Annotated in this window: 16 protein-coding genes; 8 read left to right on the plus strand and 8 right to left on the minus strand. The window is 38.8% G+C overall.

What is annotated here, in order from left to right; translation table 11 throughout:
* Positions 1-17 precede the first annotated feature (17 nt).
* Both JHT90_RS01925 and JHT90_RS01930 read right to left on the minus strand, forming a co-directional pair.
* Positions 18-836 carry a DUF4123 domain-containing protein gene (locus tag JHT90_RS01925; RefSeq protein ID WP_201093447.1) on the minus strand — a complete coding sequence of 273 codons (819 nt, stop codon included), beginning with the start codon at positions 834-836 and terminating at the stop codon, positions 18-20.
* Entirely contained in the window at positions 833-2,773 is a 1,941-nt protein-coding gene (locus JHT90_RS01930; protein WP_201093449.1) for a type VI secretion system Vgr family protein, read from the minus strand. Before JHT90_RS01930 ends, JHT90_RS01925 begins: the two co-directional genes overlap by 4 nt.
* Positions 2,774-3,666: 893 nt before the next feature.
* Between JHT90_RS01930 and JHT90_RS01935 the strand changes: the two genes are divergently transcribed.
* From JHT90_RS01935 to JHT90_RS01970, 8 genes are all read left to right on the plus strand, one after another.
* Positions 3,667-5,865 carry a type VI secretion system Vgr family protein gene (locus tag JHT90_RS01935; protein WP_201093451.1) on the plus strand — a complete coding sequence of 733 codons (2,199 nt, stop codon included), beginning with the start codon at positions 3,667-3,669 and terminating at the stop codon, positions 5,863-5,865.
* A gap of 6 nt (positions 5,866-5,871) precedes the next feature.
* Entirely contained in the window at positions 5,872-6,624 is a 753-nt protein-coding gene (locus tag JHT90_RS01940) for a DUF4123 domain-containing protein (protein WP_201093453.1), read from the plus strand.
* Positions 6,625-6,638: 14 nt separating this feature from the next.
* Positions 6,639-10,745, plus strand: a complete 4,107-nt coding sequence (locus tag JHT90_RS01945) for a hypothetical protein (RefSeq protein ID WP_201093455.1) — start codon at positions 6,639-6,641, stop codon at positions 10,743-10,745.
* A complete protein-coding gene (locus JHT90_RS01950; protein ID WP_201093456.1) occupies positions 10,742-11,803 on the plus strand; it encodes a hypothetical protein in 1,062 nt (353 codons plus the stop codon). Before JHT90_RS01945 ends, JHT90_RS01950 begins: the two co-directional genes overlap by 4 nt.
* A gap of 153 nt (positions 11,804-11,956) precedes the next feature.
* Complete coding sequence (locus tag JHT90_RS01955; protein ID WP_201093458.1) at positions 11,957-12,436, plus strand: hypothetical protein; 480 nt, start codon at positions 11,957-11,959, stop codon at positions 12,434-12,436.
* A gap of 302 nt (positions 12,437-12,738) precedes the next feature.
* Positions 12,739-13,062: a helix-turn-helix domain-containing protein gene (locus JHT90_RS01960; protein ID WP_201093460.1), complete on the plus strand. Its 324-nt coding sequence runs from the start codon at positions 12,739-12,741 to the stop codon at positions 13,060-13,062.
* 792 nt (positions 13,063-13,854) lie between these two features.
* Positions 13,855-14,409 (plus strand): hypothetical protein, encoded by a 555-nt coding sequence (locus JHT90_RS01965; protein ID WP_201093462.1) that lies wholly within the window; start codon positions 13,855-13,857, stop codon positions 14,407-14,409.
* Positions 14,402-14,944, plus strand: a complete 543-nt coding sequence (locus tag JHT90_RS01970; RefSeq protein WP_201093464.1) for a hypothetical protein — start codon at positions 14,402-14,404, stop codon at positions 14,942-14,944. Before JHT90_RS01965 ends, JHT90_RS01970 begins: the two co-directional genes overlap by 8 nt.
* A 310-nt stretch (positions 14,945-15,254) precedes the next feature.
* On the opposite strand, the gene JHT90_RS01975 is transcribed toward JHT90_RS01970, so the two are convergent.
* The 6 genes from JHT90_RS01975 to JHT90_RS02000 form a co-directional block, all read right to left on the minus strand.
* Entirely contained in the window at positions 15,255-16,136 is an 882-nt protein-coding gene (locus tag JHT90_RS01975; RefSeq protein WP_236254006.1) for a site-specific integrase, read from the minus strand.
* A complete protein-coding gene (locus JHT90_RS01980) occupies positions 16,129-16,356 on the minus strand; it encodes a hypothetical protein (RefSeq protein WP_201093466.1) in 228 nt (75 codons plus the stop codon). The genes JHT90_RS01975 and JHT90_RS01980 overlap by 8 nt, the downstream gene beginning before the upstream one ends.
* An 848-nt stretch (positions 16,357-17,204) precedes the next feature.
* On the minus strand, positions 17,205-18,344 hold the full coding sequence (locus tag JHT90_RS01985; RefSeq protein ID WP_201093468.1) for an alpha/beta hydrolase: 1,140 nt from the start codon (positions 18,342-18,344) through the stop codon (positions 17,205-17,207).
* Between the two features lie 184 nt (positions 18,345-18,528).
* Positions 18,529-19,287: an aldo/keto reductase gene (locus tag JHT90_RS01990; protein WP_236254008.1), complete on the minus strand. Its 759-nt coding sequence runs from the start codon at positions 19,285-19,287 to the stop codon at positions 18,529-18,531.
* Positions 19,288-19,526: 239 nt separating this feature from the next.
* A complete protein-coding gene (locus JHT90_RS01995) occupies positions 19,527-20,636 on the minus strand; it encodes a cupin domain-containing carboxymuconolactone decarboxylase family protein (RefSeq protein WP_201093472.1) in 1,110 nt (369 codons plus the stop codon).
* Between the two features lie 77 nt (positions 20,637-20,713).
* Positions 20,714-21,790, minus strand: a complete 1,077-nt coding sequence (locus tag JHT90_RS02000; RefSeq protein WP_201093474.1) for an alpha/beta hydrolase — start codon at positions 21,788-21,790, stop codon at positions 20,714-20,716.
* Positions 21,791-21,818 lie beyond the last annotated feature (28 nt).

Consider the following 21,818-nt stretch of genomic DNA (forward strand, 5'->3'; position numbering starts at 1 on the left):
CTTAAAAAATACCGAGATTACTTATCCAATAAAGGTACTGAACCAAACTGTTCAACCAACAACAATTCAGCGTTCATTAGCGCAGATAATTCTTTTGCTTCAAGGCGTGATTTAATCCCGTTGGGAATATCATCAAAACAATAGTAATGGTTGGTTAAACAAAGCTTACCTATCCCTCTGATAATTCGGTCATCGGTAATGTCCAGCGATTGCAGGTAATTAAATATATCGTGGGCAAACTGTGGGTAATCCACCGTCTCTTTGTGATGCCAGCGCTTTAAGACAGCGGCCAGTTTTTGAATATAGCTTTCACTCAAATGACGTTCAAATATCGCCATTTGCCCTAAAGTAAAGGTCAGCATTTTTTTTCGTGAAATCGCATCGTGCGGGAACTGTTCCCGCCGCTCTTTAAAGTCTTTCGTAACGGTAATACCATCCATATCGGTAGTAATCGACTTAATTGGTCCTAAAAAGTGGTAAAGCTGCCAGTCAGTGAGTAAATCGCATAAAACCCAGATATTGCGTGGGTCATAAAAACGAAAAAATACCGCCTTTTCTTCGCCTTCAATCATGGCCTGTAAATGCTTACGCAAATGATGACGAAGCTCTTTTAAACTGGCCGCAGAGGTGCAGTAAAATCCCCAAAAGCTGTCGCGCGTCGTTAGCCACTGTTTAACCTCATCCGTTACCTGAACCAGATAAGGCGCAATTGCAACTAGCTCGTCCTGTACAGGCTCGGCATACAGGCACGATACTGGCGGGTCAAAGGCTTTTAGCATCGGTAACAACTCATCTTCAGCAGCACCATCGATAATGGCATACAGTTTTTCTGTCATAACTGCGCCTCGGCTTTATCTTTATAAGGGCAATGCGAAACAAAAGGTGTACCGTTAGCGGCGGCTACTTTTAAAACCTGTGGATTGGTCGGTGCTACAAATCCGGCAGGTATACCTTCATTTAAATCAATACGGGGAGCGAACATCTTTATACCGCCGGCATCGATGGTAATAAAACTGCCACCTACCCGAAGCGTTAATTTATCTTTACTCTGTACCACAAAGTCATTATTAGCATTGATACCGGCATAACCGCTAACGTGTTGAACAAAATCACCCTCAACGCTAAGATTCTTATCGCCTTCCACCAGTTCAATAAAATTGCCCGTTGTTTTATGCTCCTGCATTCCCTCAACGGTTAACGTCATATTATTGGCAACGGCAATCTGTTCATCGTTACCAATGCTGGTTGTGCGGTCAAAATCAATGCGCTCGCTTTTGCTGTTCAGAACCCGAACGTCCATATCTTTTTGGGCATGAATAAAGATTTGTTGCTTACCGTTTTCATCCTCAAAACGCAGTTCGTTAAACCCTTCGCCTTTGTGGGTTTTGGACTTAATTGACATCTGCGTTTTCGATTGGGGCAATCTCAGCGGCGGTCGGTTGTAACCGTTATAAACAGTACCCGTGATGACGGGCCTGTCCAAATCACCGTTAAGATAGGAGATAATGACTTCCTGACCAATGCGCGGCGTGGCTAAAAAACCATAGCCGTCACCATTCCAGTTTTGTGCTACACGCACCCAACAGGAAGCGTTTTCATCTGGCTGGTCATAATAGTTCCAGTGGAAATGAACCTTAACCGCGCCGTCTTCGTTTACGTAGATTTCTTCCCCTTCCGGGCCGACAACGGTAGCGATTTCGTCACCGTCGGCAAGCGGTTTATGGGTAAACTGCGGCCGCCACTGAGTTTTAGCGGGAATAAAAGTGAAACGGTTAGTTAAACTGGCTGGCCTATCGTCGCTTTCATTACCTAACGACTGCGGTAACGTACCGTGATGTTGAATTCTGACGATTTGCCAGCGGTTATTCATGGCGGAAGAAGGATGTTCACTTATCTCAAAGAACTGGCCGGGCATCAACTCAATACAGTTACTAACCGCTTCACCTGACTCACTTTCTGCCCGTAATGCCTCTAAGCGATACTGGCTAAACTGCTTTGCCGTTGCTTCATCGTGATAACGGCCATAGCTGTCATAAACGGAGTAAAGCGGCAAATCTTTGGTGGTTTTGCTTTTGGCATCTAAAGTTACCAGTGGATGAGAATAGCGGTAATCTTTAACCTTCATTTCGGTTGGTCGCATCTGCGCGCCAAAGGTAAGCTGAGAGATAACCGATTCTTTAGTGGCAGGCTGCGGCTGCGCGTTATAGATTAATTCCGGTCCCAGCTTCATACCCAGCCGGCTGTCGCTGTAAAACAGCTTATCTTCTTCAAACCAGAAAGTGATACCTTCTTCTGCCATTAACCGGGATATAAAGTCAAAGTAAGATTCGCGCTTACAGACCGTATATTCCCGCACTGAATGCGTGTCCATCAGTTGCTTATCAAAGGCAATACCAAAGTCCTGCAAAATCTCATCAACAATATCGGGAACGCTTTTAAAATGATAAATCCGGCTGTCCTGAGTTAGTGTTAACTGCCAGAGCAAGGGCTTAACAACTACAGAATAGAACGTCCGCTTAAAGCCGCTGTCGCCACGATTAAAGGCGGCAACAATGCCGTTAATCGTCCGTTGTTTTTGCCCGTTGCTGTCAACGGTAAAAGTCACTTTTTGTAATAACTGTTCACTGAGATTTATATTCGCGTCGAAACTTGATAAGGTTAAATTCAGTGTATATAACTCAGACAACGCCTCATCCAAATTAAACTCAACCACATCAAATGTACTCTCAGGCAAATTGCCGACTCGGACTGAAAAATATAAGCCCGTTTTCATATAATATCCTTATCATAATAATCTTAATTGCTAGAAATAGCGTTTATTAACACCTGACTTGATTAATAACTAAACTGATGGTCTTTTTCAAATACCTGATAGATAAAAAATAAACACATAATAAATCCCATAGCTATTGAAAGAGATCCCAATAACTATCAACTTAGTATTACTTTTATCTGTTTAATTAATGACGGCCATATTGTTTTTATTTAACAGCCAAATTATTAACACCTTTAACTCTTACCAAAAACGACAAATAGCAAGGAAATCACTTCAAAATCAACTAAATTATCGTTATTCCATTTAGCAATTAAAAATTAAATTTTGTGGTGAAAAATATAACGTAAAAAAAACATTGTCAAATTAATTTCTGAGAGTCATTTACAAAGAAAATATATTATTTTAGAAAAACCCTATTAAAATTTAATTTATTCAAACAATGCAGAATAAATAACTAAAATAATGAACACATACCTTATAAAATTCTAAAAAATAATATTATATCTCGACTACTCATCCATCTGACTAATAATTAATTCCAGAACAAATATTAGACACAACAAAATAGACGACCAGAGGGAGGTATGATCGCCAAACATTTGTTGCATAACTATTGTTCATTTATGTTTCAAAACATACTCTCACAACCTTCATGTATTTTAAAAAAATCCAAAAAATTTTAGTTATCTCGCTCATCAACTAAGCTTTATAGCGAAATAACATCCCGTCTATTTTTACTATAAAAATCATTAAACTAAAGATAACATTTTATCCCCTGAAATATTTTGAAATAAACTCCAAGGCTATACCTTTGTATAACTGTATAAATAACCAGTAAAATCCAATAAATATTACAGAATATTACAAGCTATAAATGGGGGAGGGATAGGATGTTTAGCCCAGCTAATGAAGTCCACTACACATTGGATGTAGGGGGTTTAGGGAATTCTGGACTACAGGTTCTAAGTTTCGACGGAATTGAGGGGATAAATGCTGAGTATGCATTTGAAATAACACTTGTCCATAACCATCTACGGTTTGATATAACCCAACTGCTATCCAAACCTGCTTATCTTTCATTTAACTCAGACAAAAGCCAAGGCGTACATGGCGTAATTCATTCCGTCAAGCGTGGTGCAGTTGGCAACCATTATGCTCAATTCAAAGTAATCTTAGCGCCTAAATTCTCCCACCTTTACAAAAGAGTTAATCAAAGACGTTGGGTCGAAAAAACTGTACCACAGATTATAACTAGCATATTAACTGAGCATGGAATGCAAGAAGGTGACAAGAATGGCTTCGCCTATAAGCTAAAAGAAACTTATGAACCACGGGAATTCTGCGTTCAATATGATGAGAACGATGCTGACTTTATTCATCGCCTGTGCGAAGAAGAAGGATGGGGAATCTCTTATGCTTTTACCAACAGTTCTCACCAAATGGTATTTACGGATGCACAACCATTTCTACCATCATTAGCAGAAGCAATTCATTATGCCAGTGATACAGGTTTTGTAGCAGACTACCCAGTAATCAAACGGTTTGATATTAACCTGAGCAGCGCAACTAAAACGGCTAGTTATAGAAACTACAACTTTACCAATATGAAAATCCCCGAAGGCACTGCCGAAGGACTACTCAGTAAAAAAGCCAATGACGCCACTGAGCCAAACTTAGAAAGCTATGATTACCCTAACCCACATCTAAATAAAGCCAAAGCCGATCACTACTCTAAAATAGAGATTGAACGTTTAAGAGCCAGTCATATTCTAGCGGAAGCGCTTTCAGATATACCTACTCTTCATGCTGGTTATTTCTTCAGTGTTAATGACTATCCACAACTAGATACACTTGATACAACCCAACCTTGGTTAGTTAAACAAATTAGACATCAAGCAAGACAGCCACAGGTACTAGAAGCATGGGGAGGAGAGGGATCAGCTAGCACAACTACTTTAGAAATTATTCAACAAACCCTACAAAAATACTTCCGACACCCTATTGCTGAAGAATTAGAATTTCCTTACGAGGACTATAAACAAGGCTATCGCAACTGCTTAGTAGCTACTCCTCAAGAAGTCACCTACCGCCCTGCCAGATTACATAAAAAGCCACAGGTACTAGGCTCACAAACGGCTATTGTTACCGGCCCTGCTGGAGAAGAAATCTACTGTGATGAATACGGCCGTGTCAAAGTACAGTTTCATTGGGATCGTGAAGGAAACTACGACGAAAACTCAAGTTACTGGGTACGAGTTGCAAGTAACTGGGCGCATGATGGCTATGGTACAGTCGTAATACCTCGAGTAGGAATGGAAGTATTGATTAACTACCTTGAAGGCGACCCCGATCAACCAGTGATTTCTGGTGCGGTTCATAATGGTGTGAACAAAGTCCCTTATGATTTACCTGCCAATAAAACCAGAAGTGTATTTAAAACCTCAAGCTCAAAAGGCGGTATAGGTTCCAATGAACTCAGAATTGAAGATAAAGCGGGTGAAGAACAAATCTTTGTACAAGCCCAAAAGGACTTTGACCAACTAACAAAGAACAACCATACCATACAAGTTTTAAATAATTCCCACCTACAGGTTCAAAACGAACATTCAGAAACCATTGTTAAAAATCGTTACACCAAAAATGAAGCTGAAGAACACCATCTAACACAACTAGATCGTAAAACTCAAATATTGATGAATGACCATAAAACAGTGGGAATGAGTGAACATGAGACGATTGGAACAATCAAGACCACAGAAGCAGGTATGGAGATTCATTTAAAAAGTGGACTACAAACAATTATTGATGGTGGTTTAAGTCTAACCTTGAAAGCAGGCGGTCAACATATTGTATTAAATCCAGCAGGTATTTGGATGACTATGCCACAGTTTACTGGTGGTGTACCTATGGAAGGTGCTCCTGCTGCACCACTACTTCCAATGAATATAGAAAAAACTGTAGCTCCTTCATTAGGGCCAATATTAGGAAGCGGTATGCCATTTGTACAAATGTGTCAAAAACCACAAGGTGGTAGCCCTGCTGATTGTCCATTAAGTAATTGTCCATGTCGTGCAAAACTACTGGGATAACTGATTATGCAAAATTATTTTTTATTTAATCAGTATCAGAACAAACAAATACTAAAAAGGATTTGGCGATATTCTGCGACACCAAAAATAGAATACCTATTTGCCCAAACTGATTTAGACCAAGACAAAACATCAGGTCCGATACTGGTATATGGTGATTTAATAAAACTACTAGCAGAATACAATAACAACCCTACTGATTGGCCTGGACTCTATATTGATAGTAATGCTACTCCAGAGCAGCTACTAAAACATCTGCGGGCATTACTGTTAGTCACATATCCACCAGAAAGCAAAGGCGTATTAACCTACTATGATACACGTACCTTGCATTACTTTTTTAATTTCACAGAACCAGAAATGTTAGCCACTTACCTTGGACCAATACAAACCCTAAAATGGTATGGCAACACATGGATTGACCAACAAAATCTGCAATGGCATGAAATTAATAATTCCACTCAGTTAGAAACACTGCCACCACTACAACCATACCAAGTAATAACGGAACGGCAGCAGGAAGGGCTAAGCTTAGCGAGACAGCATAAATATATTTATGACTGGTCTCAAAAAATGCAAATTTCCATTCAAGAAGTAAACCAATATTTTAACCAAGCAATAGAACTTGGGTTTGATCGCATTGACCACTTAGCGCAATACATGACCTTAAGGAAAAATAATCCACATAAAGCTTTACCAGAAAGCCTAACAGGCAATGCACAACAAAAAATAAATTATTTGCAAAATATTTGGATGTAAGAAAGGGAGTAATCATGAATGACTCAATTTTAGATGGTTCAGGCCAACCAATTTGTAGCAGTGAAAGTGAATTAGCAGTACAAGTAACAGGTATTGGCCATGTTGCGAATCAACTACAAAAATTAGCAATAAGATTTTATGGTCGAGGTGACTCAAAATACTCCAATTGTAATGAAGAAATAAACATAGGCGAGGAGCAAATAGCGAGTACCATTTTCAAATGGCCTGAAGATGTTGCCAACAGTGCAAACCAAAAACAACTAGTGCTAGAAGTACCAACTAAACAAGGCAGTAAAATTACCCTTCCAGTGATAGATAATCTACTAACCTGTGGTAGCCAACCTGATATTTATTTTTTAGGGAATCGTCTTTATTCCATTATGCCTTTATACCATTTTGGACACTATGTGGACGATGAACAAAAAAAGTATACACAATATTATGGTGCCGCACGTTTAGGCTATATCTATATTTTTGTGGGTAATACCTTGTGGCGTGAATTACGAGTAAGCCGTGACCAAGAAGGCAAAAATATTTTTGAAGATATTAACTTAGCAAACTTTAGAGATAGTAATAATCACTATAAAGACAGTAAAAGAAGCCCTGAGGGTGTCGAGTTAAAAGATGTATGGATACCAGGTAGCTTTTATAACAATAGTACACCAAAAGTAAGAATCGCCTTTTCAGACGTACAATGGTCTGGGTCAAGAATTAACTATCTACAAAATAATCAAGCGGCTTGTGAGCAACGATCAATAGCGATAATGCAACTAGAGCAAAATTTACTAGCACAGCTCGAATCAACAAAAGATCAAATGGCACCTAAAATACAAAATAATATAACGCCATTAGTTTCTTTAACATTATTACCCAAAACCAGGGCAAGAAATGAGGCGGTAGAATTTTTAATAGATCATCCCCCTAGATATTTAATAACAAATAACTATATCTCGACACATCAGCAGCAAACACAAACAGCCATTAAAAGTTATTTAGCTGACCAAGATACATCAAGACAGTTTAACTTAGCACCTAATCTCAAGTCAGGTTTTGATACAAGTGCTTGGCAATACAACCAACTTGCTAATAAACAACCCTATGTAAAACCAGAACAGGGTGTGCAACCGCCTGCCAACCAACGTACCATTGATGAAGAAAATATCTACAATAGCCTTCAAGAAGTATGGACAGATCAAACCCCTTTTACTGACACCTTACAAGAAGCGCGTAGCAGAGGGGTTTTAGGTGTTCTTATAGAGGATCCTAATTACCAAATAACCCATGCTAAAGAACGTATCAAATTCCTAACCACTGCTTTTATTAGCGCAACGCAACAAGCACAACAAGATCCAAATTTCCGTATCGCCAGTTTAATTGAAAAGCAGCGTAAAATAGTAGAAGACTTTGAAAAAGGCATTACAAAACAAATGAGTGCTACAGGGCGTCAGCTATTTGATGACGCAGTAGCAGGACCTATCAGAAGAGAACTACATCGTCGTGTAAATCATTTTAAGGCAGGGTTAAGATATGAGCTTAGTACAAATTACATACAACACTATATAGCAGATTATTTTAGTAACTATGATAACCCAATAGACCTAATAGGGCATTTTGCTCACATAGTAGAAACATTAAATGTCATGTCACTGTCTATGGCGAGTTATGATCCACTACTGCCAATAGAAGCAGAAAATGATCCAACTATTTTTAGTGGTAAAACACCTAGCCAAGTCGTACAAGATATTACTACAGATATTAAAAACCCACTCCATCAAATGCTCTACCCAAGTGTTGAGTTTAACAGCCTGCAAGATTCCTATACCCCAATAGCACAAACAGAAAATAAAGGAGATGGGCAATTTAATGAAGGTTTATGGCAAACCATAAGCAATAACGACAGCATCTTAAACCAAGAACCAACCACCTTAAATGGTGCGGCTATCAGTAAAATTAGAGAACAAGGCGATGTTCTGCTTACCACAGGCCAATTCCCTAACTTTAAAGTGATGAATGCAGCTATCTATAGCTTAATTGCGCAAATGGCTGATGCACGTAAAAGAGCGCAAGACAATATTTTAGCGCAACAAACGGAATACCAAACAGCCCAAAAAGAACTACAAGCCGCAGAGCAAGAACTTAATGTTTATAAAAAAGATCAACAACGGGTGGTTAATAGCCAAAATATAAAATTAAGAGATTTAGAAAAACATCAAACTAGAATTGCTAACGCACAAAAAGCACTCCAAGAAATTGAACAAGTCTTTCAAAATAAACTACAACAACTGGGCGCAATAAAAGCCAGAATACCGCTTAAAGAACTACAACTTTTACGTATTACAGGGGGAGAGTCTTTCCATAATCTACAAATAAAATTAGAAACAGACATTAGAATTAATGGCTCAACCAGCAAAAGATACTATGTACTGGGCAATATCAACCATGTTCCTAAACCAACAGTCGATGTGGGTCGTAAATTTAGCTTATTTGATGAAAATGTACTCTTTGATAAAAATACCCGAGGTCGTCGTACTGATATTTACCTAGTGGTTATGCCAGATAATGACCCCTATGTGGTACAACGTAAACAACAACTAGCCCAACAAATCCCCGAACTAGAAGCAGATATTAGGAAAAGCAGCTATGCCGTAGCCCATATCGAAGGTCAACTACTCGACCTCAATGACAAACATATTATAACTACTCGCTCGGTGAACAATGCCAGTACCCAAGTGGCTACCAGTCAAAGCAAAGAACTGCAAACCGGTACTTTATTTAGGCAATCGGAAAAAACCATTAATAGCCGCATTAATGCCATTGCACAAAGAATTGAAAGATCAGGTAGAGTACCGCCTGTTTTATTAGGCTTAGAGTTAATTAATATAACTATTGTAACAAGTAGCTTGTCAGATACTGTTAGGACTAGGGGTGGTTGGCGTGCAGGTTTAGGATTTGGCGTGGCATTAGCTGATACCACAATGGCAACTATTGCAGTATTAGAAACCTTACAAGCACAACATAAGCTTTTTGCTGAACATACCCCTATTGCACGTGGGTTAAAAACGTTAGGTGATAAAAATAGCTTTCTCGTTGCGCGAGGGCTATCAAAAGCGGTTAATCGGATGATTCCCCTTGGGATTTTTGCCATTGCCAATACCCTATTAAGCGCTTGGGATGCTTATAATGCCTTTAAATATGGTGATGGCGCCGTCTATGGTCATATTGCCTTTGCTTTGGCAGGTGGTGCTACGGTAATGAGTCTTCTAGCCGGTGCAGGGGCTTCGGTATGGCTTGGTCCAGGCGGCTGGATTGCGGCTTCTATTCTATTCATTGCTGCCGGTATTGTTCTATTATGGAAACTTGCTGATACCGAATTAGAACAATGGTTTAAACAAGGCCCCTTTGGCGCTCAACAAAACTACCCTGCCTTAAAACAATCCGATGAAGCCTTAGCCGTATTATTAAATATGGTTTTTCAACCTGATATTGGTATTGAAGCAAACCCCTTCCAAAGAGAGGCGCAAAATCGCTTAAAAGAAGATTCAGTGACACAACTAACGCCAGCACAAATTGCCATTTTAAGCAATGTTAGTAAGGCCAATACTTGTATTATTTTAAACTCAGCATTAATGGGCTTTGCTAATACCGATACAGTGATTCGTTATGCCTGTCGCTTATACCAATACCGACAAGAGACTAAAACGACTAAAATAACCACTTATATAAGAACGTATACCCCTATTAGCCATGAAATATTGCATACTGAAATCACTCCTAACGGCGCTATAATCTTTACCCATACTCCTAAAGCAAGTACCCATCGATCAGGTCATTTTAATATCTACCAAATAGGCTATTTATGGCTAGGGGCCACTCAAGTAGTTAGTGAATTTGTTAAAACAGAGGACGAAACCCTACCACGTTTTTACTATTTCCCTGCGCCCCCTTTTACCGATAAAGTACAGTATAATCCCGCCCAAGACAGTCAGTTATCATTAACTATGCCCGCCACTGATAATGGCATTGTAACAGTCAGTGGTGGCGGTGAACTTACTCGGTGGACACAACGACTAAAACAAAATTTTTGGAAAAAATTACTGATTGATGGAAATAATATTCTATGACGGAGATAGCTAACTATTATGGGAAATATGCTTATCGTAGCAGCCACCCCAGACAACAACCAGCGCAAACCGCACCACCCAAATCAACGTATGGTTCTCGGCTACCTTGGGGCTATACTGAACAGCATATGCCCCTTGATATGCTCAGTAATGGCGAGCAACAACTTGCCTTAGAGGAAGAGCAGAAATTAGCCCCTTATCAACCCAATATTCCCCCTGAGCATTGGACTATCTATAACCATGAGTATTTACAAAATCATGGTTATCGTAAAATCTCAGTAGTGCTGCACTATATATTGGGTTCTTCTAAAATGATGGCTATATTTGTCAGTTTCTTAGCGATAGTTACATTTTTTGTGATGTATTTTGCACTTAAACCTGAATATTCATTTATAGATTGGTTTTTAACATTTTTGCCAGCAACTTTAGTTTTCCCTGGTATTTTCTATTATCTTTGGGGTATTGCTCTATTAGTTAAAAAATACTGTCCACAAATCCTAACCTTAAAGGCTAAAGGCAACGCCGCTTTAAAATGGCGTTTAAATCGCCGCACAGGTATGGTCAGTAAATTTGAATTGGATAATGGCAAACTGGTTGAAAAAACTGCCCCCTTTGATGAATTTGATGGCTATTTAATGGTTATTCCTCACCGTCATGGTTTTGCTTATAACTTCATCTTTAGTCATCGTTATCAAGGTTGGGAAGTGGATTTAGGGCAACTAGTCGGCTTTTTTACCAATCGAGGCACACTACAAAATGGTTGGGAGTTTCTGCAAAACTATATGGATATTAGCAAACCACTACCTGAATACATAGCATTAGAAGTCTATCGTCACTTAGACCCAGTAACAGCAGAGCATGATAAACAAACAGGTCGTAATCCCCGTTATTTAAGAGATATGCCCAAAAAAGAGCTAATCGACTTTGCCGCCAAAGTCGCCTATCCCTATAATGATGCCATGGATCATCGCCCCTGTTTATTTGCTGAAAAAGGCTATGTTAAATATCTAGCCGCCTGTGGTTGTTACTTAGATACCCTAGAACCCCAACAGCCATAAGACCAATGATAATAAAACAACTACCAATAAATAACTACTATGGGGAATTTGCTTATCGTAGTACCCACCCCAGAAAACAACCTGTGCAAACCTCTCTTTACAGAATACCATAAGGTTACTTTACATCTATATTTAACAGACATGAGAAATAAAATGAAAAAAATCATTCCAATTTTAATAACATTATTTTTTATAACAGGTTATGCACATAGCGAAGATTTTTCAATAACAGGAGGAGATAAACTAGATAAGTATGTAAATGATTCAAAGTTTATTAAAGTAAAACCTAGTGGTGAAGAAGTTACATATGTATTTAATGCAAAGCCTAATGCTTTTTTTGGTGTAAAGGTTGGAGATTTAGAAGTTTTAGGAGGATATGTTTCATTTAGAAATGAAAAGCTGTGTCATGCCACACTCTCTATAAACAAAAGATCAGCATTCGATACTTTATTAACAAGATTAAAGGGTTCTGATCTTATTAAAAATACAGATAAAAGAGAAGGGCTTTTTGAAAAGGGTACTAGTTATATATTTTTATCACTTGAGGGGGATACTCGTATGGTACAGGTTATTTATGATAGATTTGTAGATAATGTTATGTTTGCAGTCTTAGACGCTAATTTCTGCCCTTAATGGTATTTTAATCATAAGTGGAGCATGCGAGTTAACAGGTTGAGCGCAAAAGTAAGAATCAAGGTAGGAAACATACCATTAACTTTTTATAAATCTACCCTTGCTTAATCTCCACCAAAGGCTTTGTAAAATAGCTTCCTGAAGTCGAATACTATTCTAAACCAAGCAAATAGTAGCTATTTATCATATTAGCTACTACATTCCCTGTATCATAAATATGAAAAAAGGCGATCAGGGAGAGGGATCGCCAACACAGTACATAGATTTTCATTTAACATTTTAGTTTGAACTGACAGATTACATTGAGCCGTAGTTGGGGTCAACAAGTTAATAAAGGAAGATATTTCTTTTTTAATCTAATTAATTATTGGCTAGTTATGGTTTCAACACGAACAACTGCGTATCACGACATGATTAAGTTGCTTAAAAAAGCGCGTGAGACGAAAAAATTATCTCAACGTGAATTTGCACAAATATCAGGCTGGGGACAAACCAGCATATCAAAATATGAGCGCTGTGAAATTCGATTGGATATTATCGACTATTATAAATTAGCCCAATTATTAGAAGTTGAAGATGATGAAATCCTGAAAGTGCTTCATAAACATTGTAAACAAGCCAAATAAAATTACTCAAGGATACCCCATCAAAACTCCCATTCTCCGCACCCTATGACAACAATAGTTAAATCAACGATCGGTATAAACGATCAATAACCCAAAATTGATCTGTAAAACCAATTTTTAATTTATTGACATTTTTAGTATAAATAAGCCACACATTTACTGTGTAACCTAAAAATAATATGCATTCACTTCCCACCCGCTGCTGTGGGCTTTTTTTAGGTTATTGAATCACATCAAAAAACTAATATAAAATACGTTTATACTTTAAAAGCCGAAAGAAATATTCTCTTATAGGTTCAAAACGCTCTTATTACAGGAAAGATGATTATGTCATTCCGGGCTTTTACAGGTACTTGCGTTTTTACTGTTATTAGCTATATAAACGGGTTTATTCTTAATAGCTTATTTTACACAACGCTCATCAAATCTATCGTGAATAGAATGCATATCTATAATATAAGGAAATAACATGGTAAGGGATGCTAAACACAAGACTCTTATTCCTGAATCTTTTCATCAACAAGTAGATGAGCTAATCGCTTATCTTGATTTTTTCCATTTGAAACCGTCAAATGCTGTCCGCATTGCGATTCTACCAACTTTTATGAGACAGGTTTTTTCACACGCCCCGATAAGCAATTTCCTCAGTACTATTGCACTGATTGTAAGACCAATTTTAGTCAATTAACCAATACCATTTTTTTACGTTCATGGCATCTGGATCAATGGGGTAACGTTGGTAGGCTTTATTTGTCTGGAGCGCCAGTCAGTGAAATAGCAGACCTATGCGAAATGTCTATGAAAGCCGTCAGGCATCGCTTTAAAGCCATTAACCAGTTAATGCAAGAAAAATATCCAACGCTTTATCACTGGTGGCATAACCATACAGAACGAACAGATCTATCTTTCGCCAACATTCAACAACAACAAGCAACTTACTTTTTAAAATGGCTGGAAGAGATCATCAACCGACAAGATTACACCTGTCCCCACTGCAACAAACAATTATATAAAGCCCACTCTAAAAGCCCCAGACCTCAGTTTGTTTGCTATCACTGCAACTATCATTTTAATGCAATTAGTGCAACGCGATTTAAACGTATGCACCGTATTGATTTATGGATACCTTACGCAAAAGCATTATGTATAGGTTATAGTAATAGTGATATTGAAAAGCTTATTAACTTGCCCAATAAAATGACCAAACAATGGCGACCTGTTTTTATTCAGCAGATGCAAGATCTTAAATTAAACGAATTAGTCCAGTGGCTAATCTGGCAACGTAAACGCCGCTATGCTCAAATAACTAAATTACAACAAAGGTTTAATGGCTTTCTCTATGATTAAAGATATTATACCAGGACTTATGTGGGCAATGCCTTTCATCATGTTAATAAGCTTTGGTAGTGTGTTCAGTGAGAAAGATAATAGAATTATTGAATTTTATAAACGAGTTTTTATCATTCGCCCAAAATTGCTAGCCAGTCTGGGATTAATTTGTCTCACTCTTATTTTTTTCTTATCACCACAGCTTTATTACGATAATAGTCATGGTTTTACAACAACCATTTTCACTAAAAGTAGCTATGTAACAGTAACAGGCAATCCACGCTATTCAATTCTGATGTGGGCTGGCGTAATATTAGTATTGTTTCCTGTATTATGGCTTTATATAAATCTATTCATTGATAAGTTTGTACTAAAAAGACAACCTACTAAATATCAGGTTATAAAAAAACTACTTTATAAATCTCGAGATAAAAAACTGATTGAAGAATCACTAAAAGCAAATAAAGATATAGCTAAGTATCTTGACAAAAAAGATCTAAAAAATCTTAAAGAATTAATGAAGCAGTATGAAAAAGATAAAAAGACTAATTGATTTAAACATAAATAATCTCTTTTACTTAACAACGTCAATTAGCCATTTTCCCTTATCCTATCATTACCTATACTCTAATAGGAAAAACATTATTGCTCTTATTTCCACATATTATAAAAAATACTTGATATCAAATTAGTCTAATTTTAACCAATATTTTTCATTAACAGCTTGTCGGAAAGGCTTAAATTACCCTAAATTAACTTTCTCAAAGTCATCCCGAATTCCCGCTATGTTAGACTCTCAAAATCGTCTAGACATAGCGTGAATTCTGCATCAGCTCAATATTACGCACTTTTTTGACGCACATTTAGCGCAAATAAACTTCCGTGATACTAGGTCTAAAATGCCCCATCTCCTGACTTACCGTTTGTAATGCTTGTTCTCTGTTTAAACCACAGTGTACTTGCAGCTCCACCATCCGCCTTTTCGCATAACTATGCCGTAATCCATGAGCACCGTTTGACCAACCTAATGCCCGTTTTGAGGCCGTCGAGAAAGAACTGGACCAACGATTGCCACCATTAATCCCATAGTGCTGTTGATAGTGAATATGCCTATCCGTTATGGTTATTGGCTCAGCTAATCTTAGTTCCTCTAAGCGATTAGCTAAATGGTAAGGTATTACTACTTCCCGTATCAGGCCACCTTTACCCTGTACCGTATAAAGCACACCTTCACGTCCTACAAACTTACTGGCTAAAGCAGGTCGCGTATCAGCAATTCTCTCAGTAGCAGGGAGGAGGGTAAAGAGTTCATGAGCACGTAAGCCACTACTGTAAGCTAACTCAGTTGCCATTGCATTAGCGGGAGATTGTGCTTCAACAATTAATTCAACCTGTGCCTGACTGTAGGCACGCGAATTAAGCACTTGGGTATATTCAGACTTAATTACAGGTAATCGCTTATCTGGTTCAAGTAAATGACTAACCTGTTGCATCATCAACTGAATAGCCTGACGCTCCATATCCAGTGTTTTTTGTCCTACATCCTCAGCTCGTTGCTCCAAATAAACTAACGCCATAGCAGGTGTTAACTGACGCAGACTAATACGACTATCAATACAATACTGTGCAACCTGTTTTAACGCTCCCTCATAATTACGTACCGAACCAATTGAACGAACAATAGAACCCTGTAACTGCTTCATCACAGAACCAGCTTGTTTATCTGCATTAGCAAATTTACCCATGCTGCTTAGCTAACCAACGGCTAATCGTACTAGGCGCTACCTTAATATGACGTTGCTGTAACCAACGCTGTAAATCAGCCACACTTGCACCATTAGCATACAAAGCCAATAAAGCACTTTCATAACGTATCAACTTAGAAACACGTCGCTTACGTCTAATACCTTGTTGCTGTTTTAAATCAGCCACCACAACCTCAGCATCAAATACCGTTATAACCATAAAACCCTCTCTTTATCTCTTCCTCTCTTTACTCATCTTTTTCTTCTTTCAACCTTGTAAGAACAACAAAACCTAAACAACAGATTCAGCGACTACTTAAAGCCTATTCGCCCCAGTTTCACCTTAACGTAGTGCGGCTCGGACCGTTCACGCCTTAACGTTTCGTTTTGAGAGAACGAACAAACTCAACTAGCCGTTGCAGCGGCCTATAAAAAGTCTCCTAAGAAAATTAGTGATAAAAAAACATGCCAAAAAAAGCAATAAAATACGCACCCCAAAAATAGGCTTATACAATTGCTTGGCTTGTTTAATTAGTATGCGGAAATATAGCAATAGAGAATCGAATTAGCGTTAAGTTATAAAGCTAACTAACAAAGATAATGACAAATAAAAAACGTATTACTTAAAAAACTACTACTTAAATTAAGTAATCACCTTGACAAAAATAACGCTCCCTCTGTTAAAAAAACAGCCCACGTAAACGGGAGTTGGATCGTGGGAATCCCGTTCAGATAATACTAAACAGAATGGTACAATACCCTCAAGGGGTTACGCGCACACAACGGGTGCATAACGTAACTATTATTATAGACAGGCAAAACCAAAATGCAATAGTAAAATTATAAAATAACAATTATAAACAACAGGTTATACTTTAATTTTAAACGACATTGGAGGTTAACGGACGATAATGAAGCTTGATAGGCGATAAAAATATTTTTTGTTTCAGCCTCTATTTTTTTAATTTATTTATTAACGTTTAGGATCTTATATCTAGTAAAAAATACCGTCTAATAGGTTCTTTAAACGGTATCTTTATAAAGAAAATTGTTTGTATATCAAAAATCCTACTTATCCAAGCCTTTCTCTTGCAACCAACTCGCTAAATGATCAGCCACTTCGCTATTGTTCAGATCCTGCATCATAAAATGCGTGTTACCTTTAATACCGACTTTGGGCAGATGCACCACACGCACATCACCACCATGGTTATTAATTATATCAGCCCATTGGTTTGCTAGTGCTAAACGAATTCGCCATTGATCTTCGCCTTGAATTGTAGACGGGGTATCGGCTATATTGTCGCCAAAATAAATTATAATCGGCATCTTAGTGAGCTTGGCAAAATCTGCTTGGCTTACTTTGGCAGGCATGATATCGCCAAATGCACTTTCAATCGTTGCTGGCACTTCTCCTTCAGGAAATGGAAAATTTCCTGGCTCGATGGCAACGATAGCTTTCACGTTTTTAGTCGCTTTAATACCTGCAAACCAACCAGCAATACCTCCTTGTGAATGGGTAATCAATACACCATTGCCAATACGTTTAAACAAAGCTTTCAGGCTATCGGAAATGATATCCACATCAAACGCTCCCGTGTTCGGGGTCATTTGCCGGAAAAATTGATCTAAGCTTATCGCATCCTGTGGGAAAGCAACACCGTTGAAAAACTTAGGATACTCACCCATACGAAATTGAGCGAACCAAAACTGATCGTCAGCTATAGCTGAAATAAAACCGTCTACGGTGGAGCGACCAGACCAACCGCGACGGGGCTGATCAACTAAATACACGGCATAATTTTTGCGTAAGAAAATATTGTTCCAACCTTCACGCCCATCAGGAGTAGTTTGCCAAGTCCTCATTGACTGCCCAGCTCCATGCAAGAACACCAACGGCAACTGTTTGGCATTACTTGGAATTTGGTAGGCTATTGTGGCGTGATCACCGTGCAAAGTTTGTCCACCGTTGGTAATATTGGCTTTAAACACATCCATAAAATCATTACTGGTTTTACCTGTGGTGATATCAGGACGAGGATTGTAAGTACCTTCACTTGTTTTTACTGTTCCCCCTACCGCAAAACTGCCTTGTTGTTCAATAAGTAAAGGATTTAAAGTTAAAGGCTCCGCTGTAGCGTAAGAAACTGTCAGAGCCAGTATAGTTGTAGTGGCAAATTTTTTGATTAGAGTGTCAGTAAGTCTCATCAATTTCCATTTCCTCAGTTTTTTAATCAACCCCACTTTGCTGCCGCAATAAGGATACCAAGCACATTACACATCAACTGGTGGAGCATTTGTATTTATTCCCTTAAGCAAAACTCTAACTGACCAAACAGGTAATCAGTATCAGAGCTTTTTAAATTCCATTGATCTATACTTTCATCAAAAATTATACTTCCATTTTATGGTTAGCTAGCCACTTCACCATTTCAGGGTCATGGTGACTAAAGAATTGGCTAGTGGCGGTATCAAGTGTAGCGATTTGTGCCATATCATCCGCAGACAGTTCAAAATCCCAAATAGCTTGATTTTCAAGCATACGTTCCTTGCGAACAGATTTTGCAAGGCTTGCTATACCGCGTTGTGCCAGCCAGCGTAATACCAATTGTCCTATCGTTTTACCGTATTTTGCGCCGATTTGGTTTAATACAGGCTGCGTAAACAAGCCGTTTTTACCTTCGGCGAATGGTGCCCATGCTTGTGCTTGAATATTTTCTTTTTGCATATAAGGCACCGCATCAAATTGCTGTTGAAATGGATTCACTTCAATCTGATTGACTGCTGGAGAAACCTTATTGAATGCTGTCAAATCAGCCAAACGGTCTGAGTAAAAATTGCTCACACCAATAGCGCGAATTTTACCTACCGCTTGCAATTCTTCCATCACCCGCCATGCTCCATGCACATCACCAAAAGGTTGATGAATCAAATACAAATCTATGTAATCCAGTTGTAAACGATTCAGGGAGCGTTCAAACTGTGCTTTCGCTCCTTCGTAATTAGTATCTTGCACCCATAGTTTAGTGGTTACAAACAATTCGCCACGATTAATATCGTGGTTGCGAATAGCATTCCCAACTTGAGTTTCGTTCTGATAACTCGCTGCGGTGTCAATCAATCGATAGCCCGAATCGATGGCGTCACGCACTGCACGTTCACACTCAGTGGGTTCAGCCATTTGAAATACACCGAAACCTAAGACTGGCATTTCGATACCGTTGTTTAATGTGATAACTTGCTTCATTTTTTAATTCCTTAGTTTGTTTATATAAAGCTATTGTGACCAAACAAAACTATGATGATTAGATAGATATAAGTAGTCACGGAGCTCAGTATTTACGTTTAGTTGTTGCAACGGGTAGATACGCCTACCCGCTGGTTCAATTCTTACAATCTATTTACTTCCGCCCACACGTTGCGCAAGTTCTGTGCTTGCGATGAATTCACTGTTTCTGTAAGTTGCTTAAAACTAGTTTCTGTCAGACCCAGATTTTTCATTAAGCTCAAATGTGAGCGTAGTTGGGCATTTACACTTTCGCCTAAGCCCACTAAGCTACCAATGGTAGTAAGCTCACGTTCCACATCGCCTAAATTGTCACGGCTAAATTGATAGCCGAATAATTGAGCCTTGATTGCATAATCCACTACTGGAGCAAACTCAAAAATTGGTGTTTGGGTTGGACGATTGGTAAGGCTAGCCAATTTTTCGGTGCCAAGTTGGTAATAATCCACATTGCCCAATTCGGTAGCTAGTTTACCTTGCGGATCGTTAATACCCTGTTTAGCACGATTCTCAAGCACAGATTTTAGTGTAATAAGTCCATTCAGTGTTTTTGGTGCGCCAATATAAGCAAACTGGTGTGATACTGCTTCTTTCAGTTCACTAACCGTCAAGCCGGCTTTTAGGCCCTGCTCAATAGCCGTTTTTACTGTTGCTTGATCGCCTTGGGTAACAGCAATTGCCAACGGTATAATGGAGAGTTGTTTGGCGCTAAGATGATTGCCTGAAATTTTGTCAGTTTTTACTATATTTTCAGCTTTTTCAGGCTGTACTTTTTCGAGCCAGGTTACTGCATTTCCCTGCACAGGGCTAATAGCGATATGGCTCATTGCGGTAAATTCGCCTGCGCCGTGCCAATGTTTCACATTCGGTGCAATCCAAACAACATCACCTTTAGTAATGGTTTGCATCGGTTTGTCCCATTCCTGAAAACGTCCCGAACCGTCGGTAACAATCAAATACTGGCCTTGACTGTGGGTATGCCAATCGGTAAAGCTGTTTGTTTCAAAATGCACAATGGCTGGAGCAACATCACCATTACTAGGAAGCGTTGGCAAACGGGCAAACGCTGCTTTGCCACTAAAATGACTACTATCTACCGACTGTAGTGTTTGCTCGGTTTTAGGCGTAAGTTGAGTGTGGATAGATTCTGCCATGGCAAACTGAGTGGATGACGCAATAATAAACGCGGTCAAGATATTGATTGCTTTACCCATTTTTTTATCCTATGTTGTTTCTTATTCAATGAACGCCACCTCAAATTTTTCAGATGGCGTTGCTTATTTTCCAATCATTACTTTAAATTTTTACCGTAGAAACTGGTTAATTTATCGGTAATTTGCTGCACATAAGGTTGTTTCCAATAAGTCTCTATATGGCTTGCATTGGGGACTAGGAATAACTCTTTATTATCCGTACCACTTGCATTAGCGAAAACCTCTTGAGTCATATACAGCGAATCTGCTTTTTCACCTGCGATCATTAACAACGGTTGGCTAATCAAATCCACGTTGGTATTGACATCGAATTCCATTAAATCCTGAAGGCTGTCTACGGTATTATTGGTTTGCGAATTAGGGTGGGCGTGGGTTTGAGCATAATACTCATAGCCCTGGCGATACATTTCAAACGGCAAGGCGGCCACTTGTTCCCGTGTCATATTTTGACCAAAAGCAGGAGTATATTGAATTTCACCACCCGCAGCTTCTGTAGCACGAACTTTGGCAATATCTGCTAATCTTTGTTGAGTCGAATCCATCTGACTACGCATAAAGCCATTACGACGCGCATCGCCTGTATTGAACATGCTTACAGTTGCTATGGATATAAAGCGTTTGTCGGTTTGTGCTGCTTTGATGGAGTAACCACCACCGCCACAAATGCCTAGCAAGCCTAAATGATTGGCGTCTACGCCCGGATATTGTGTGATGTAATCTGCTGCTGCACGTATATCTTCAATACGATTTTGCGGTTTGTCAGTGTAACGTGGTAAACCTGAGCTACCACCTTGATATGCTGCATCAAAGGCAATAGTGATGTAACCTTGTTCTGCTAGCTTTTGTGCATATAAGCCGGCTACCTGTTCTTTCACTCCTCCATTCGGGTGGGCAACGACAATAGCAGGATATTTATTTGCAGGATTATAATTAGCAGGTGTGTAAATGTTGGCTACCACTTCGATACCCGTTTGATTTTGGGTGTATTTTACGGTGTGAATATTCACCCGACCTGCCACGTTTTCAGTAATGGCATTATCGTAAGTTAGTGTGAACGGGTTGCTTTTATAATCTGCGGCCATGGAATGACCTCCTAATGTTACGCTTAATACACCTGCCAGAAGGGTTGTTTTTAGGGGATTCAATATCTTCATTAATCTGTCCTTTATTATTAGTCGATGT

This window comes from Entomomonas asaccharolytica (assembly GCF_016653615.1).
Classification (GTDB): domain Bacteria; phylum Pseudomonadota; class Gammaproteobacteria; order Pseudomonadales; family Pseudomonadaceae; genus Entomomonas; species Entomomonas asaccharolytica.